This window comes from Hymenobacter tibetensis, from assembly GCF_022827545.1.
GTDB lineage: Bacteria > Bacteroidota > Bacteroidia > Cytophagales > Hymenobacteraceae > Hymenobacter > Hymenobacter tibetensis.
This window is the reverse complement of sequence record NZ_CP094669.1, coordinates 2,301,921-2,319,916: the sequence shown is the minus strand read 5'-3', so window position 1 is coordinate 2,319,916 and position 17,996 is coordinate 2,301,921. Positions and strand designations below refer to the sequence as shown.

Annotated in this window: 12 protein-coding genes; 11 read left to right on the top strand and 1 reads right to left on the bottom strand. The window is 50.8% G+C overall.

All coding sequences use genetic code 11. From position 1 onward, the window contains the following. The first annotated feature begins 122 nt into the window (after window positions 1-122). Both MTX78_RS09185 and MTX78_RS09180 read left to right on the top strand, forming a co-directional pair. The gene (locus MTX78_RS09185) at window positions 123-578 is read left to right on the top strand and encodes a hypothetical protein (protein ID WP_243801932.1); all 456 of its coding nucleotides are present in this window, start codon (window positions 123-125) and stop codon (window positions 576-578) included. Between the two features lie 1,181 nt (window positions 579-1,759). Next, on the top strand, window positions 1,760-6,037 hold the full coding sequence (locus MTX78_RS09180; RefSeq protein WP_243801930.1) for a T9SS type A sorting domain-containing protein: 4,278 nt from the start codon (window positions 1,760-1,762) through the stop codon (window positions 6,035-6,037). A 151-nt stretch (window positions 6,038-6,188) separates the two neighbouring features. Here MTX78_RS09180 and ffh read toward each other — a convergent pair whose 3' ends face one another. After that, window positions 6,189-7,550, bottom strand: coding sequence for a signal recognition particle protein (gene ffh, locus MTX78_RS09175; RefSeq protein ID WP_243801928.1), 1,362 nt, complete (start codon window positions 7,548-7,550; stop codon window positions 6,189-6,191). Between the two features lie 300 nt (window positions 7,551-7,850). On the opposite strand from ffh, the gene MTX78_RS09170 reads away from it, so the two are divergent. From MTX78_RS09170 to MTX78_RS09130, 9 genes are all read left to right on the top strand, one after another. After that, window positions 7,851-9,161, top strand: a complete 1,311-nt coding sequence (locus tag MTX78_RS09170; RefSeq protein ID WP_243801926.1) for a glycosyltransferase family 4 protein — start codon at window positions 7,851-7,853, stop codon at window positions 9,159-9,161. A gap of 156 nt (window positions 9,162-9,317) precedes the next feature. Continuing rightward, window positions 9,318-10,337, top strand: coding sequence for a UDP-N-acetylglucosamine 4,6-dehydratase (inverting) (pseB, locus tag MTX78_RS09165; RefSeq protein ID WP_243801924.1), 1,020 nt, complete (start codon window positions 9,318-9,320; stop codon window positions 10,335-10,337). A 232-nt stretch (window positions 10,338-10,569) separates the two neighbouring features. After that, window positions 10,570-11,208, top strand: a complete 639-nt coding sequence (locus MTX78_RS09160; protein ID WP_243801922.1) for a pseudaminic acid biosynthesis-associated methylase — start codon at window positions 10,570-10,572, stop codon at window positions 11,206-11,208. Window positions 11,209-11,360: 152 nt separating this feature from the next. Beyond that, on the top strand, window positions 11,361-12,545 hold the full coding sequence (pseC, locus tag MTX78_RS09155) for a UDP-4-amino-4,6-dideoxy-N-acetyl-beta-L-altrosamine transaminase (protein ID WP_243801920.1): 1,185 nt from the start codon (window positions 11,361-11,363) through the stop codon (window positions 12,543-12,545). Between the two features lie 38 nt (window positions 12,546-12,583). Then, window positions 12,584-13,312, top strand: a complete 729-nt coding sequence (locus tag MTX78_RS09150) for a glycosyltransferase family protein (RefSeq protein ID WP_243801919.1) — start codon at window positions 12,584-12,586, stop codon at window positions 13,310-13,312. A 1-nt stretch (window position 13,313) separates the two neighbouring features. Then, complete coding sequence (gene pseG, locus MTX78_RS09145) at window positions 13,314-14,807, top strand: UDP-2,4-diacetamido-2,4,6-trideoxy-beta-L-altropyranose hydrolase (RefSeq protein WP_243801917.1); 1,494 nt, start codon at window positions 13,314-13,316, stop codon at window positions 14,805-14,807. Between the two features lie 63 nt (window positions 14,808-14,870). Continuing rightward, on the top strand, window positions 14,871-15,569 hold the full coding sequence (locus MTX78_RS09140) for a DUF4328 domain-containing protein (protein WP_243801915.1): 699 nt from the start codon (window positions 14,871-14,873) through the stop codon (window positions 15,567-15,569). Between the two features lie 30 nt (window positions 15,570-15,599). Beyond that, window positions 15,600-16,634 carry a pseudaminic acid synthase gene (gene pseI, locus MTX78_RS09135; protein ID WP_243801913.1) on the top strand — a complete coding sequence of 345 codons (1,035 nt, stop codon included), beginning with the start codon at window positions 15,600-15,602 and terminating at the stop codon, window positions 16,632-16,634. A 10-nt stretch (window positions 16,635-16,644) separates the two neighbouring features. Continuing rightward, complete coding sequence (locus MTX78_RS09130; protein ID WP_243801912.1) at window positions 16,645-17,943, top strand: hypothetical protein; 1,299 nt, start codon at window positions 16,645-16,647, stop codon at window positions 17,941-17,943. Window positions 17,944-17,996: the final 53 nt, after the last annotated feature.

Below are 17,996 nucleotides of genomic sequence, written 5' to 3'. Positions count from 1 at the left end.
TTTCTGTGACCACGCAAACGAATTCTGCATCTATCTGAGCGTCGCTGGGTGTCTCGTAGTTAATCTACTTGACACGTAGTATAGGCATCGATACCTTGTATGCATACTCAAACAACATTTTTGTGAAGTCATTAATTATCGCTGCTACCCTCTCCCTAGGGTCTGAAACCATGTTGGCTCAGCAAGCCTCGCTTATTGGTGGGTCAAAAGACATGTTGGAATCCAACCACCTGAGCGATTACGAGGTTGTAACCAAGGATTATCGTCAAGGATTTGTTGTGACGGATAATGCTTACTGCCATTACTGGGATGCAACCGGTAGCTTTAAGGATAAGAATTTATCTCTTGAATTTAACAAAAAGGACATTTGCATAGCAGCAACCAACACATGCTCCTACGATGACCTCAAGCAAATGCTTGAATACATGAACAGCCATTTCACGCGTATTGATACCAGCCATTGGAAAACGGTTGATAACCAGTTCCTCTTTACGATGGATATCCAACCTTCTTTGAACAAGGTGGACATTGTGACTATTGCAATGCCCAAGCCAAAACCGGTGGTGAAAAAGAAGTGAGGTTGGTACCCGTACACATAGAAGGACCAGCGCATCCCAAGGCTGGTCTTTCGCATTTTAAAGCTCTTGGTGACACTTTCAGCCTCTAGGCAGGCAATCACCTTAACCACCCGACGAACGTTGACTGTTCGCGGGGCTCTCCTGAGCTACTGACTCTGTACCACTATTCCGGGTAACTCTGTACCACTCTGGAAAACAAAATTCGTTTCCAGTTAATAGAGCTATATAATTGGTGTTACCTGTTTTGGTTGTGGAAGAGGGACTGGCCGCTGGCTGGTCCTTCTTTGTTTATGATAATCAAGTAGTACGCTATGCAATTTGTTGGCGGCCTCGGTTATAGGCTCAGATACATTGGTCCGGACAGCGGTTGGCCCAAGCAGGATAAAATATTGGCTGAGCAAAGAAAAGCCCGACCTCGCCATCGGGTTACAACGTAGTTTCAGGTCCGGATTTCAGGCTTGCCCTTAAGCCATGGGTAGTCCTTTCATTTTTATACTCCCAGAAGATCCAGTTGGTGAGATGGGTTTTCAATACCCTTTTATGAAGGGCATCATTTTCGGGAATATCTATTTTCACTATCCTCCGCTGAAGGATAGTGAAAATAGATGTATCGATCCAGCAAGAATCATTAGCACCAAGCCAGCCCGCACGGATAGCATACTCATAAAGCCTGCTTTTCACCCTTGCGGGCTGGCTTGACCGCCCCTACTGCTGGCATCATCATCCGCGGGCACACAGTCCTCGGCCCCGCGACGCTGCGGCAGTTTACTGACCTCTTGTGCAAGGAGTTCAACTACCCCGACAACTCGGCCTAAGACGAAAGAAGCGGCTATCAACGACAGCCAGTTCTATTTTTATTTAAAGATTACAAACACATCCGTTACCCTGTCCTCAAAGCCAGAGCTTTTAGCTGAGAGTTGAGAGGTATAAGAAGACGAAAACAAATACTTTAAATTATACAAATATACAATGTTCTACATTGATAAGACAAGAGTAATATCAATGTATATTTTATTGCATAAACTTATTTCCGAAGTTGGATTATCGTATATTATTCATTTATAATAGCACAAATAGATTGTATTTTTTTACTTTATCAACTTTTATCAGATGATTGAATATTATTTACAGACAAAATATAAAGTGCAATTGATCAAGCTCAATAAGGCTCCTATATTTGTTTGGAAGACCTAAACATGTACAGGTCTGTGATCGGGCTGAAGTTGATTAATGATGTTGAAAATGTCCTGAATTACCCCTTAAGCAGCTACCACAATCTATACTACATGAAAACACTTTTCCTCCCACTTAGCCGAATACGAAGCTGGTTGAACTCATCCAGTAGGGCTTTATTGCCGGCAGCTTTAGCGTTAGGCTTAGCGCAACATGCACAGGCGCAATCTACGTTTCCTAGGTTCGAAGCATTTACATCGAATACTGTAACCGACTTCCGATTAGGGGGCTCTCCTAACCCAGCTACACTAACAGGGACTAGTTCGACAGACACGAATGGGTTCTTGCGGCTTACTGATGCAAGCACCTTTCAATCGGGCTTCATTATTGACCAACGCTCTTTTCCGGCACCCCAAGGATTTAGCATCTCGTTCGAGTTTTTCTCGCACAGCGGTACTGGGGCAGATGGGTTTTCGGTGTTTCTAGTTGATGCGGATAAAACTACCGGAGCATCCTTTACCCCTGGCGCCCCAGGCGGGGCACTAGGTTACACTCAGAGAGACGCCGGCCCAGTTAGTAACGGTGTTCCAAACGGCTATATAGGGATTGGCATTGATGAGTTTGGCAATTTTGCAAATCCTGGAGAAGGACGCATCGGTGGTCCAGGCGTCAGAGCTGATGCTGTCTCTATTCGTGGCAGCGGCAACGGTAGCACTGGATATGCTTATATAGCGGGGAGTGGCACTTTGCCTTTTAGTCTGGACGTAGGTGCTGCCGGCCGGGTCACGAATCCGAGTAACCCCAACTATCGTCGGGCTTATATTGACGTAATACCGCAAGGAACCGCTCCGAATATAACTTATAAAATTACTGTGCGCATACAGCACGGTAATGCGGTGACAACAGCCATCGATAACGTGACGGTTACAACGCCACCTCAAAACCTTCGCATTGGATTTGCTGGTTCTACGGGTGGCAACACCAACGTCCATGAAATCCGCAACCTATCAGTTGTGCAGTCCCCGATTGCCAATGATGACTTAGCCGGCACGATCTATAATCAGCCTGTTACGTTTAATGCGCTCAACAACGACCAGTTCTTCGGCAGTAACTTCAAGTTAGGCTCAGTTGACTTGGACATTACCACTCCTACCGTTGACAGTATTCGCACAGTAACAGCCGGTACATTCAAAGCAAATCGCAACGGCACAGTTACGTTCACGCCCAGCGGCACTTTCGCAGGCGTGGTGACCATCCCCTATCTCATGCAGGATGTAGCAGGATCTACTCCTACTGCACCGAATCCGCAATATTTCTCTAATCCGGCCAATATCACCATTATTGTGGAGGGAGCCGACTTGGCTACTAGCGTAAGCGGACCAGCTTCAGCCAATCCTGGCTCGCGTATTACCTATACGGTTAATACGTCCAACCTAGGTACCCAAGTGGCCACGAACGTGGTGCCTATCATCCGACTACCTACCGGCTTGAGCAACGTAGTTGTACCTAATGGCTCTTACGATTCAACTTCAGGCATAGTAACATTCGGCACCATAGCTACCCTTACGCCTACTGATGCGCCTGTCTTCAATACGGTTACTTTCACGGTTCCTGTTTCTGGCCCCATCACAAGCACTGCTACCTTCCAGACGCCACCTGCTATTCCTGACCCAGTTGCTAGCAACAACGCAGCCACTATTACTACAGTTGTAACAGGAGTTGCTGACATAGCCACGGCTTGTGCTACACCAGGTAAAGATGGTCCTGGTGCCTTGAATGCCTCTACCAGCCCTAATACTTATTATCCTGGCGTTTCAGTAGGTACGGCCAACGGTACATCTACCATTACAGTAGGAGTGGCTAGAACTGGCGCTGGCACTGCAGCTACCGCTGTAGCAGTAAACGATTTGGTGCTCATCATGCAGATGCAGGGCGCTGATATTACAACTACTGCTACTAGCGATACATACGGTACCGTTACCGCTAATAATAACTACACGGCAGGCAAGTATGAGTACGCCATTGTGCGAGGTGTTGCAGCAGGAACAGGTAACGAGCGAGTACTAACATTAGCAAAAACGCTGACCAACACTTACTCTACTCTCGCAAACACTACTACTGCAGGCCAACGCCGTTTTCAGGTGATTCGCATTCCGCAATATTCATCCCTCTCTATTTCCAGCGGAGTAACTGGAGCCAACTGGGACGGAAATACGGGTGGTGTTTTAGCACTAGATGTAGCAGGTAGAACCACATTTGCTACAGGTTCTTCCTTATCAATGTCTGCAAGAGGATTTCGTGGTGGTGGTGCATCTATCGCAGGAACTGTTGCCTCAACATCAGCCTACGCAAGTGCTTCTGACCAAGGCCACGGCTCGAAAGGAGAAGGCACTGCAGGTACTCCATTCCGAATTTTTAATGGCACAGCCATCGCACAAGCGACCCCCACTACAGGCTACCCAATAGGTAGCCACGCGGCAGGTGCCCCCGGCAATGCAGGCGGTGGTGCAACAGACCGCTCAACAACTAACTCAGGTAATGCTGGCGGTGGCGGTGGTAGCAATGGTGGCAATGGTGGTACTGGTGGTTACGGCTCTACCGGTAACAACTCTGCGGGTGGGCTTAGAGCTATAGGCGGCCGCAATGTATCGGATGTAGCTACAGCGTCACGCATTTTTATGGGCGGCGGTGGCGGTTCTGGCTCCGTGAATACCGGTGATAACGCCACACTTGCTAGTGGTGCTGTCGGAGGGGGTATCATTATCTTCCGTACAGGCTTAGTTTCTGGGACCGGCACGATAGCAGCTAATGGTGGCACTGCCGCATCGACAAACACTACGCAAGGTGGTGGCGGTGGCGGCGCAGGTGGGACAATCATAGTACTGGCTTCGCCCCCTGGTAACGAAGCATCTGGCTTGAATGGTCTTACAGTTTCAGCAATAGGAGGTGCAGGTGGCTCAGTAAATAATGGCAATAATGATAATTCCTATGGTCCAGGTGGTGGTGGTGGTGGTGGCTATATCTATACCAATAGCGCTCTTGCTGGCTCAAATGTGGATGGTGGTGCAAATGGGGTAACTAACGATGGAAGCAGAAGCAATTCTATTGCATATGGTGCTGGACCTGGTACTGCTGGGGTTGCCTCAACTGATACGGCACCAACCAGCACCGCCACTATTGCTGGTGCTAGTTCTTGCTTACCAGTGCTGTCTATGGCACTAGCTACTTCCACGCCCAATGTAGTTCGTCCGAATGGCACTACTGTAAATCCAGCTGTTTATACGCTAACTGTTTCTAACACAGGTGGTGCCGCAACAGATGTAAGTGCTCAAGTTTCCATGAATGCGCTTTTTGGCTACGATAATACGTTTGCTCCAGTGGCTGTTCAAACTACCGCTGATGGCACTACTTCACCTGTTACTATCGGTGGCACGTTACCTAGCAACGGAGTATCTACCCCTACGTTCAGTGGATTGTCTATTCCGGCTGGTGCTTCGCTTCGTATTACTTTCCGTGCTACTATAGCAACTTCAGCTGTGAATAACTTCGCGTATCAAGCTAGCGGCCGTGTTAACTATACAAATCCGCTTCGCACTGTTGAGGCTACTACTACAACCATTTCACCAGGCAACAACTACACAGGTTCAGCTAGCACCAGTACTGCATTAGGTACAGCAGGTGGTAATAATTATACTGGCACTAGCACCGCGGAAGACGTAACCATCACCCGTCCGCTACCAGTGGAGTTGAAGCGGTTTGATGTAGCTGCCAGTGGCTTGAACGCTGAGTTGACTTGGGCCACGGCCAGCGAGTTGCAAAATGACCACTTCAACATTGAGCGTAGCCTCGATGGCAAGAACTTCGAGCGTATTCATGTTGTGAAAGGCCAAGGAACCTCTCCTAAAGAAGTGGCTTACCGCTATACCGATGCTGGCGCTGGTCGTTTGTCGTTGAAGCCAATATATTACCGTCTGCAGCAAGTAGACCTCGACGGTAACAGCAGCTACTCTCCGGTACGTATTGTGAAGTTTGAACGCGGAACGAAGGCAGCTATTGCCCTCTATCCTAATCCGCACCAAGGAACTGCTACCCTCGATCTTACTGCTTTACCTACGCTTGATTCTCAGGTTGAAGTGATGGATATATCAGGTCGATTAGTGGGCAAGTTTCAGCTACTTGGCGGGCTTCAGCATCCGCTCGACTTACATGCTCTTCCCCTTGGTTCTTACCTAGTTCGGGTGCGCAACGCAGAAACGGTTGTTACCCTACCAATGATTCGTAACTAGTATTCCAATCGTTCATCAGTGAAACTGGCCGCCGCACTTCTGCGGCGGCCAGTTTGCTTTATAAGGTTTAGCAAACCTGCATCGAGCGCAAACAAGAAGGCCCAGCCGTATCATACGGCCGGGCCTTCTTGTTTGCGCTCGATGCTAGGTATTAGAACTTTCCCCCTCCTGCTTTGCCCATACCGCCCATCATGCGGGCCATTTGCTGCATACCGCCTTTGGTTTGGCTCATTTTGTTCATGGTGCGCATCATCTTGCGCATATCCTCGAACTGCTTCATCAAGTTGTTAACCTGCTGAATATCGGTACCCGAGCCTTTTGCAAGGCGCTTACGGCGTGAGCCGTTGAGCACATCTGGGTTGGCCCGCTCGTGGGGGGTCATGCTCTTGATGATGCTCTCGATGGGCTTAAAGGCATCGTCGTCGATTTCCACGTCCTTGATAGCCTTGCTCATGCCGGGTATCATGCCCACCAGGTCTTTCAGGTTACCCATCTTCTTGATTTGCTCTAGCTGCGAGAGAAAGTCGTCGAAGTTGAACTGATTTTTGCGAATCTTCTGGTTGATGCGCTTGGCTTCGTCCTCGTCGAACTGTTGCTGCGCGCGCTCTACCAGCGAGATAACGTCGCCCATGCCCAAGATGCGCTGGGCCATCCGGTCTGGATAGAACATATCCAGCGCCTCCATCTTTTCACCCGTTGAGATAAACTTGATGGGCTTTTCCACCACGGCCCGGATGCTGAGGGCCGCACCACCACGGGCGTCACCGTCCAGTTTGGTAAGCACCACACCATCGAAGTTCAGCCGGTCGTTGAAGGTCTTGGCCGTATTTACGGCGTCTTGGCCCGTCATCGAATCCACCACGAACAGCGTTTCCGAGGGGGTGATGGCGCGCTTTACCGCTTCTATTTCCGTCATCATCTGCTCGTCCACGGCCAAGCGGCCAGCGGTATCGATGATCACTACTTTCTTGTTGTTTTTGCGGGCGTACTCGATGGCATTGCGTGAAATTTCCACCGGGTTTTTGTTTTCCACCTCGGCATATACTTCCACCCCAATTTGCTCGCCCAGCACCTGCAGCTGATTGATAGCCGCCGGACGATACACGTCGCAGGCAACCAACAACACCGTACGGTTCTGCTTTTTGATGAACGAGGCCAGCTTACCCGCGAAGGTGGTTTTGCCAGAACCCTGCAGACCCGAAAGCAGCACAACGGCCGGGTCGCCCTTAATAACAATATCCTTTTTGTCGCCGCCCATGAGCAGCGTTAGCTCATCATAAACGATTTTGGTCATGAGCTGGCCCGGAGAAACCGCCGTCAGCACGTCGCGGCCCATGGCCTCGTCCTTGATTTTGTCGGTGACTTCTTTCGCCACCTTGTAATTTACGTCGGCATCAACGAGGGCGCGGCGGATTTCCTTAATGGTGGCCGCCACGTTGATTTCGGTGATGCTGCCCTGGCCTTTAAGCGTCTTAAAGGCTTTATCGAGCTTGGTACTGAGGTTATCAAACATGAATCACTGAGTTTACTTTATGTCACTGACTGATTTCCGGCTTTTGCTGCCTGGTATGCTTATGATGCTCCCAGCGTTTTTGAAGTGACCGAAGCAGTTATCATTACGACTTGAACTATCTCTGGTTCTAGGGCCTTTGGATCCTTCAAAATTCAGAACAGCCGCTTGTTCGAAGGGCTTTTCCGCAGCTATAGCCGTCCTTACCTAAAAGGAAACGAGTCTAGCCTTCAAAAGTAACCAGAAAACCCCAAAAGGCCGCGTCTGTGTACCTTCGCGCTTCTTCTCGTTATTTGTTTGCTTGTGTCTGCTGCTCGTCCGCTCCGTTTGCTCGTTGTCACCTACTACTGGCCTCCTTCTGGTGGTGCGGGTGTCCAACGAAGCCTGAAGTTTGTAAAGCACCTGCCAGCCCTTGGGGTTGAGCCGACGGTACTTACCGTAGACCCTGCACAAGGAGCGTACCCGGTGCTCGACCATTCGCTGGCCGCCGAGATACCGGCCGGCGTCCGCGTTATTAGGACCAGCACTTCCGAGCCTTTTGGGAGCTATAAAAAGCTAACCGGAAGACAACAAATTCCTTATGGCGGATTCGCCAACGAAAGCAAAACCAGCTTCACCCAGCAGCTTTTTAAGTTCGTACGGGGCAACCTGTTTATCCCGGATGCGCGGCGCGGCTGGAACGCCCATGTGCTACAAGCCGTGGCCGACTTATTTGCTCAAGGGGAGGAATTCGACGCTGTACTTACCAGTTCGCCACCGCATTCCTCACAGCTCATTGGGCTGGAACTGAAGCGCCGCTACGGCTTGCACTGGCTGGCCGATTTGCGCGATCCTTGGACCGACATCTATTACCGCGCTGAACTCAACCAAACCGCCCTGGCTCGCTGGCTGAATGCCCGATATGAACGACAAGTGCTGGAACAGGCCGACATTGTGCTAACCACCAGTGCCGATACCAAACGGTTGTTTCTCGGCAAATCGGCGAAGTTGAAAGACAGCAAATTCCACGTTCTGCCGAATGGCTACGATGAAAGTGACTTCCGACTCCCCTCCTCTCCTTCCGCGGAAGCGTTGCTTATCACGCATACGGGCACCATATCCGAGACGTACCACATCGAGCTGTTGTTGGGCGCCGTGGCGGAGTGCATCCGCCGCCACCCCGAAGTGCCGTTGCGCTTACGTTTTGTGGGCAAAGTAGCGGACGGTGTGCGCCAACAGTTGACTGACAATGGTCTGCTGGAAGTGACAGAGCTATTGCCCTTTGTGCCACACGACGAATCGGTGGGCTACTTGCTGCGGTCCACAGTATTACTCATGGCCATTCCGGATGTACCGCACAACTTTGGCATTTTGCCTGGCAAGGTGTTCGAGTACTTAGCTGCCAACAAGCCTATTATTTGCGTGGGTCCCACCGGCTCCGACGCCGATAACCTGCTTCAGGAATGCGGCGCCGGGCGCGCTTGGCCCTATGACGCTTACGAGGCTATGCTTGAGTACCTAGAATCCCTTGTGGCACAGTGGCGCGTCAACCCCAACCTCGATCTGCCGGCCCTCAGTCATACCCGCTATTCCCGCCGCGCCCTCACAGAACAGTTGGTAAGCCTTCTAAAGTGACGTACTAGGGCCAAGCAGCAAGTATGTGCAAGCTCTACAGGGCTGTAGTGCTTGTTTGCTGGATGCTTTCCGCACAACCCAAGTACCCTTACCTTTGCAAACCGCATTGCCCACGGTTCCGGCGCATCTACCTTCCTTACCCCTCTCTTTCCTTCAATGGCCCTCGACCTCAATCATAAGTCTATTCTGGTAACTGGCGGCACCGGTTCATTCGGCAAGCAGTTCGTACAAACCGTCTTCGACAAATTCCCGCAGGTCCGGCGGTTGGTAGTGTACTCGCGTGATGAACTGAAGCAATACGAAATGTCTCAGACGTTCCCACAAGCGCAATACCCCGCTATCCGTTATTTCATTGGCGATGTGCGGGATGGCGAGCGGTTGAAACGGGCCTGCGAAGGCGTGGATGTTATCGTGCATGCCGCAGCGCTCAAGCAGGTGCCAGCGGCTGAGTACAACCCCATGGAATGCATCAAAACCAATATTTTTGGGGCCGAAAACGTAATTAATGCCGCCCTTGATTGCGGCGTGAAGGAAGTGGTAGCGTTGAGCACTGATAAGGCAGCTGCACCCATCAACCTTTACGGCGCCACCAAGCTTTGCTCCGACAAGCTGTTTGTGGCAGCCAACAACATGAAGGGTGCCCGCGACCTACGCTTTTCGGTGGTACGCTACGGCAACGTAATTGGCTCGCGCGGATCGGTGGTTCCGTTCTTCTTACAACGACGTCAAACCGGCGTGCTCCCCATTACTCACCCTGACATGACGCGCTTCAACATTTCGCTGGAGGAAGGCGTTGATTTAGTGCTTTATGCACTGGAACACGCCTGGGGTGGCGAGATTTTCGTGCCCAAAATTCCGAGCTACAAAATCACCGAAGTAGCGCAAGCCATTGGCCCGAACTGCCAACAGGAAATCGTAGGCATACGCCCTGGCGAAAAACTACACGAGGAAATGATTACCTCAACCGACGCCCTGAGTACAGTGGAGCTCGATAAGTATTACGTTATTCTGCCTTCCACTCCCAACTGGAGCATCGACAATTTCATTGCCCATTTTGGTGGCCAGCGGGTGCCGTTAGGCTTCCACTATGATTCAGCCAACAACGACCATTGGCTATCAGCCGAGGAGATTCGAGAGGAAATCCGGCTGCACGTTGATGCTAATTTTGCCGTGTAGCTCCGCCGAACCACGTTTCTCTTGGGTGCTTACTCACTTGCACTTTAGCGCAGTACAGCGTTCCCCGTTTCATGCTTTTTTCTAAAGCGTGATTTTGTTATTCATTAATAACAATAAAACAGCTTCTCGTTTCGCGCTAATTCTTCTCTGCTTATGCACGTTCTCTTGTAAATACCATGACTATAGATGCGCACATTTAATCATCTAAGTCGAATATCAAAAGCTTTTAACAATGACATTCAAAACTGAGCAAGAGAAATTTTGGGCCGGAGATTTTGGCAACGACTATATTGGTAGAAATAAAAGCGAAGAATATTTGGCATCGAACCTAAACTTCTTTTCGAAGTGCTTCAGTCAAATTGAAAAGCCAAGTTCTTTGATTGAATTTGGAGCTAATATTGGAATGAATTTAAAAGCTATAAAACTTTTATTTCCTTCTATCAATTTATTTGGTATTGAAATAAATCAGCAAGCAGCAACAGAATTAACAAGCGTTATTGGAGAAAACAACGTATATAATGGCTCCATACTTGATTACGAGACCAAAAGCAAATTCAACGTTTCTTTAATAAAAGGGGTCTTGATCCACATAAACCCGGATATTCTTCCCGAAGTCTATGAGAAGCTATACCAGTCCAGTAGTAAGTATATTTTAATTTGCGAGTATTATAATCCCAGTCCAGTAACTATTACCTATAGAGGCCACAATGACCGTTTATTTAAGCGAGATTTTGCGGGAGAAATGCTTGATAAATATACCGACTTGAAGTTGGTTGATTATGGATTCTGTTATAAGCGCGACCAGGCTTTTCCACAAGATGATATAACCTGGTTTTTGTTGGAGAAGCAGCAAAGTCAATTCACGTATTAAGGTTGCTTGCTAAGTTTAGTACAAGCAGCAATAAATTAAATTTTCGAATAGAAAAGCTGCATCATGTGTAAACCAAGAGGCAAAAACCTTCACTCGACAGTTTACAGTATATATCAAGCACTCTGCCCCGCCACGCACCTCCGGTATTCCCTATGAGTACTTCTTCTTTCCAGCCTACTCGCCCCCTGCCTTACGGCCGACAGTTTATCACCGATGCTGACGTGGAGGCCGTAACCGATACGCTGCGGTCTGACTATCTGACGCAGGGGCCCAAAGTAGCGGAGTTTGAGCAGCAGTTTGCTAGTTATGTAGGTGCTCGTTACGCCGTGGCCGTCAGCAACGGAACGGCCGCCCTGCATCTGTGCGCGCTGGCTTTAAACGTGCAGCCTGGCCAGCGTGTTATTACGACACCTATCACCTTCGCCGCCTCAGCCAATTGCGTCCGCTACTGCGGTGGTGAAGTTCATTTTGCTGACATTGATCCTACTACTGCCCTCATTGACCTAAAGGCTGTGCGGCAGCTGTTGGAAAGCCATCCGAAGGGATACTTTCATGGTCTGATTCCAGTGGACTTCGCTGGGCTGCCCGTTGATATGGAAGAAGCACGGGCGCTGGCTAATGAGTTTGGGCTCTGGATTATCGAAGACTCTTGTCACGCTCCGGGCGGTTTTTTCATTGATTCAGAAGGGCAAAACCAACGCTGCGGCAACGGCCGATATGCGGACTTAGCCATTTTCAGCTTCCATCCAGTTAAGCATATTGCTACCGGCGAAGGCGGAATGATTACCACCAACCGTGAAGACCTCTACCAAGAGCTTTTGAAACTTCGCACGCACGGCATCACGAAGGACCCCGCTCAGATGGAGCGCCACGACGGCGGCTGGTACATGGAAATGCAAGAACTGGGTTACAATTATCGAATGCCCGACATGCTTTGCGCTCTTGGTATCAGCCAGTTGAGCCGCGCCGACGTGGGTCTAACCCGCCGTCGTCAATTAGCCAGGCAATATGATGCTGCTTTCGCTGAAATGCCCGGAGTAAGACCGCTAGCGGGTGCTATAGGCCATGCCTACCATCTATATGTGATCCAAGTAGAGGACCGCAAAAAGCTTTACAACTTTCTGCGGCAACATCAGATTTTTGCTCAAGTGCATTACATTCCGGTCCATACCATGCCGTATTATCAGCAGCTGGGCTGGATGCCAGGCACCTTCCCACTGGCCGAAAACTACTATGCGCATTGCCTGAGCATTCCGCTCTTTCCTAGTCTTACCGACCAGGAGCAGGACTATGTAGTAGCGTGCATTCAGGAGTTTGTTGAGCAGCAGCAAGATTAACTGTACGATAGCAGCTCATCCATTAATCCTTACTTGACGTGGTGAAGAAAGTTGGCATCATCTCGCAGGCCCGCATGACAAGCACTCGGCTGCCAGGTAAGGTTCTATTACCTGTTGACGGCTTGCCTCTGCTGCACTATCACGTGGCGCGAGCCCAGCAAAGTATGTTGCCCCTGTATTTGGCTATTACAGTTAATGCCACCGACGACCCGCTAGCTGACTTTGCTACCGCACAGCACCTGCCCTACACCCGTGGTGATGAACATGATGTATTGGCCCGCTACCAGTACTGCGCCGCTACACACAATCTTGACGTTATTGTACGCGTGACATCAGACTGTCCGCTACTGGACGGGAAACTGATTGCTGATAGCGTGCAGGAATATTTGCGCGTCAATGATTCGCGGCTTTACCTGTCTAATGTGCTGGAGCGCACTTTTCCGCGGGGCCTCGATTTTGAAATATTCTCCCGAGAATTGCTGGAAGAGGCTTTTCAGCAGGCCACCTTGCCCACCGACCGAGAGCATGTAACGCCGTATATCCACCAGAATCGTTCTGGCCGGGTACGGTTTCAGCACGTCATCCGGGCTGAAAATTGCAGTGCTTACCGGCTTACAGTTGACACAGTTGAAGATTTTCAACTGATCAAGACGTTGATTGAAGAGTATCGAGCGTCTGATTTGCCAACTGATGCCTTAATAGCCTTGCTGGAACAGCATCCCGAATTAGTGGCATTGAACGCCCACATCGAACAAAAAAAGGTATAAGATGCCGCTTCCCCGCCTACTGCTGCGTGCCGATGGTAACTCTCGCATTGGGTTAGGCCACGTGATGCGGCTACTGGCCTTAGCAGAGATTCTGCGCGAAGAAGTGGCAGAATGCCTGTTTCTGATACGGGAACCAGACCAAGAGCTACAGCATCAACTTGCTGCTATTGGCTGTCGGGTACTGGCCTTGCCTGCTCAGCCACTAGCCGAGGAAGCGGCCTGGCTGGTGCGCCACATAGTACACTCCACCGACGTGTTGGTGCTGGATGGATATAGCTTCACGTATTCGTATCAGCATACCCTACGCGGCGCAGCATCGCATCTGATTTTCGTGGATGACTTGCATAGCTTTCCATTAGCCGCCGACTTGGTGCTGAATCCAGCGGGCGGCGTAAAAGCCAGCCAGTATGAATTGCGTCAGCCAGGTGCACGCTTATTGGCTGGCCCTGCTTACGCACCCTTGCGAGCTGCTTTCCGCGAAGCGGCTTTCCTCCCAGCTTCCAATGCTACTCCCGCCACGGTACTAGTATGCCTAGGAGGTGCCGACCCGACTCATCAGACACGACACGTAGCGACAACTTTGTTCGCGTTGCCAGCAGTACAGCAGGTACACGCGGTGGTGGGCAGCGCTTACAGCGGTTGGGAAGAGCTGCATATCTGGGCTAGCCAACAGCCTCGCCTAACATTGCATCGTAATCTTTCGGCCGATGAATTGGTGGAGCTGATGCGCTGCTGTGGAGCGGCCGTATGCTCCCCAAGCACGGTCAGCTACGAATATTGTGCAGCCGGCGGTGGCCTGTTGCTGTTGTTGCCAATAGCCGATAATCAGCACGATATCAATCTGTTTCTGCTGTCTGCTGGACTTGGGATACCCTATTCTAGCACTTCTAATGCCCTGACCGCACTCGACGCCGGCAAGTTAGCTGCACAGTTTCGGCAACAGCAACGACGCGTATTTGATGGTCTTGCCCCCGTGCGGCTGCGACAAGAGTTCCGAGCACTTCAGCTACCACCACCACCGTTTTACCTGCGCCCAGCAACCGCCGCAGATTCCGGCCAGCTCTTTAGCTGGACCAACGACCCAACCGTCCGGCAATATTCCTTCAGTCCTGCGCCCGTAGCACGGACCGAACACGAACAGTGGTTTGCAGCCCGGCTCACAGATCCACACAGTTTGGTACTGCTAGCAGAAGATCCAGTTCATAATAGCCCAATAGGACTTATCCGTTTTCAAATAGCCGAGGAAAAGGCCACGCTCAGCTACCTGCTTGATCCGGCGTACCGTGGTCGGCGCTTGGCGCCAGTGCTATTGCTGGCTGGCACACGCTATTTGGCACAAACGTTCCCAGCAGTACGGCAAGTACTTGGGCATGTGCAGCAGCACAATACGGCTTCTATCAAAGCATTTGAACGGGCCGGGTTTCATCAGCTATTGGCGCCTCTTACTACCTCACCCAACTCTGTTACTTTTTCTTGGGAAGCGGCATCTTATTAGTTCTATTTATAGTAATTTTCGAATCTAGCTTCACTTTTTTAATCCGTTATTTTCCTTTTTTCCATGTTACGCGACAATGCCCAACGGGCCCAGCAGGCTATTGTTATTCATTATGTTATTGCCAGTGGCGCCCTAGGTGCCGCCATTCTAGATCTACTCTATGTCAACCGGTTGAGTCACGGCGCCGAAGAGCCTTCTACACTTGACAGCCTATTGGACTTTGGTCAAGGTGCTATGGGATTTGTAACGCTGGTTCTCCTGACAGCGGGTTTTGTAGTACTTATTCGCTGGCTACGGCGGGCTTACGTTAATCTTAAGTTAGCGGGTCTTGATACAGAGTATTCTGATGGCTGGGCAGCCGGAGCGTGGTTTGTACCCTTTATCAACTTGCTTCGACCTTACACCATTACGCGCGAAGTGTGGCGCAGCACGCAATTGCAATCAGTGGGTAGTGTGCAGCCCCACACCCTACTGCGGATATGGTGGTTCGTGCATGTATTTGATAGTGTGGTTGGTAACATTTCAGGTCGCAGAGCATTTAGTGCCGAGACAATCGTCGAATTACAGAGTAGTACATGGTTTAGTTTTTTTGCCAACCTACTAGGTATAGCTTCTGCTGTGCTGACAGCACAGGTAATTCAACGCATTTCGCGTTTCGAGGAAGATCTGCAGTTGCAAGCTCAAGTGCAAAGTTTAGGAAGTCCCGCTCCTGAGCCTGTTGAGTACATGCCATCTGATTTCACTAATGAGCAGTACTTTTAGAACTCGTTCCGTGCGTTTTTTCTCTTTGCTATGCAACTTGGCTCTCGTCTTATTGGCCCCAACCAGCCGCCGCTCATCATTGCCGAACTTAGCGGCAACCACAATCAAGATCTGAACCGGGGCTTAGCCATCGTAGATGCCATGGCCGCGGCCGGAGCCCATGCTATTAAGCTCCAAACGTATACCGCCGATACCATGACGCTTCCCGGCGCCTACCGTATCGACGACCCTAATTCGTTGTGGTATGGCCGGGAGTTACACGAACTATATCAGGAAGCGCACACGCCCTGGGAGTGGCACCAACCATTGTTTGAGCGAGCACGCCAGCACGGCATGCTGGCATTTAGTTCCCCTTTCGATGAAACGGCCGTCGATTTTCTGGAAACGCTGGACGTGCCGGCGTACAAAATAGCTTCCTTCGAAAACACCGATTGGCCCTTGTTGCGCAAAGTAGCTGCCACCGGCAAACCCGTTATTATGAGCACGGGAGCCAGCACATTAGCGGAGGTAGCGGAGGCAGTACAAGTATTGCGTGAAGCAGGATGCCGTGATGTAGTGCTTTTGAAGTGCACCAGCACGTACCCGGCCACTCCCCAAAACACTAATCTGCGCACTATTCCGCACTTCCAACAGCTCTTTTCCGACTGCCTCGTGGGCCTTTCAGATCATACGGCGGGCGTTGGAGCCGCGGTAGCAGCCGTAGCGCTTGGCGCTTGCGTAGTAGAAAAGCACGTGACGCTACGCCGGGCCGACGGCGGCGTAGACTCCGCTTTTTCCTTGGAGCCAGAGGAGGTAGCTAGCTTGGTTACCGAAACGGAACGAGCCTGGCAGGCACTAGGGCAGATTCAGTACGGCGTACAGCGTGCCGAAGAAAAAAGCCGCCTTTACAAACGCTCCCTCTATGTGGCTCAAGATATTCAAGCGGGTGAGGTCTTTACCAAAGACAACCTCCGAGTAGTGCGGCCCGGCGACGGACTGCCGCCGCGCTACTATGATCAGTTGCTTGGCAAACCCGCCCGGCAAACGTTGTCTGCGGGTACCCCGCTTACCTGGGACGCGCTTTAAGCAGCCGCGCATGCCCACTGTTCCTCCTACGTTCACCGCCCGCCTGCGCGACATCCTGCAACTGCGCTTCACAGACCTATTTGCTTCTCTTTCAACACGGGTTTTACGTAATATATCTCCAGCTAACCCCGCCAAGCGCCTACTGAAAGCACTAGGGTACTTGACGGTGCGCTTAGTAGGGAACGTATTTCAGCCCATCCGCAACCCTGATGCGCTCAATGGCAAGGTGTGGCTATATGTAGTCAGTCAGAACAACTATGAGGCGCTGGATTTCCTGCGTCAAACGCTACCTAGCGCGGTAGTGGTGGCAGGCCAAAGCAAACAAATTGGGCGTTACAACGCGGCGGTAAACCGACTTTCTCTCCGTCGGAAAATCTTGTATTACTGGCAATTCCCGTTGGCACTGGTAGGCCTGATGCGTACAGAAGGACGACGTGCCTGGCGGTTTTTTGATTTGGTTTTCAGTGCTGTTGGCTACTACGAAGTGTACCGCCGGGCGCTTCGGTACTACCAGCCACGGGCCGTTGTGTTTGCTAATGACCACAATGATGATACTCGTGCGCTGCTTTTAGCTTGTCGTGCCGAAGGCGTACCTACTGCTTACGTACAGCACGCTAGTGTGAGCACCAACTTTCCGCCACTTGGTTTTGATTTAAGCTTGCTTGAAGGCCAGGATGCGCTAGACAAATACCGGCAGTGCGGCCCTATAGAAGGTTGGGTAGAATTAGTGGGGATGCCGAAAGCTGATCAGTTTCTACAGACCAAGAACCAGCGCCCCAATGTGCAGCGCGTAGGGCTGGCTTGCAACGTGCACGACGAAACCGAGGCCCTGACGACAACTCTCACCTATCTGGTATCGAAGTTCCCAGACCTCGCCTTTACCTTCCGGGCCCACCCTAGCGATACGCGAGACTTTAATTTTCTGCAGGCGCAGCATCCACAGTTGCTGTTTTCCAACGCCAAACAGGAAAGCGTATTCGAGTTTCTAACCAAACAAGATGCTCTTATTGCCGCCGACACCAGTACCCACCTCGAAGCCACCTTGCTGAACGTGGTCAGCTTTTATTATCGGTTCAATACCCACACTCACACCGATGACTATTATGGCTATGTGGCGCACAACCTGATAGAAAGAGCGAATACGTTGCCCGAGCTAGCTGCATTGCTCGCAAAATATACACTTCACAAACCCATTGACATTTACCGCCGCGCCATTTATTACAACGCCACTCTGGGCACTCCCGACGAGGGGCATAGCCGTGAACGGGCGGCACGGCTGTTGGAGGAGTGGCTGAAAACTATGGCGTAAGCTGTAGCTTGTGCTACCTGCCAGTCAAACAGGTGCGTTAGCGACGATTTCCT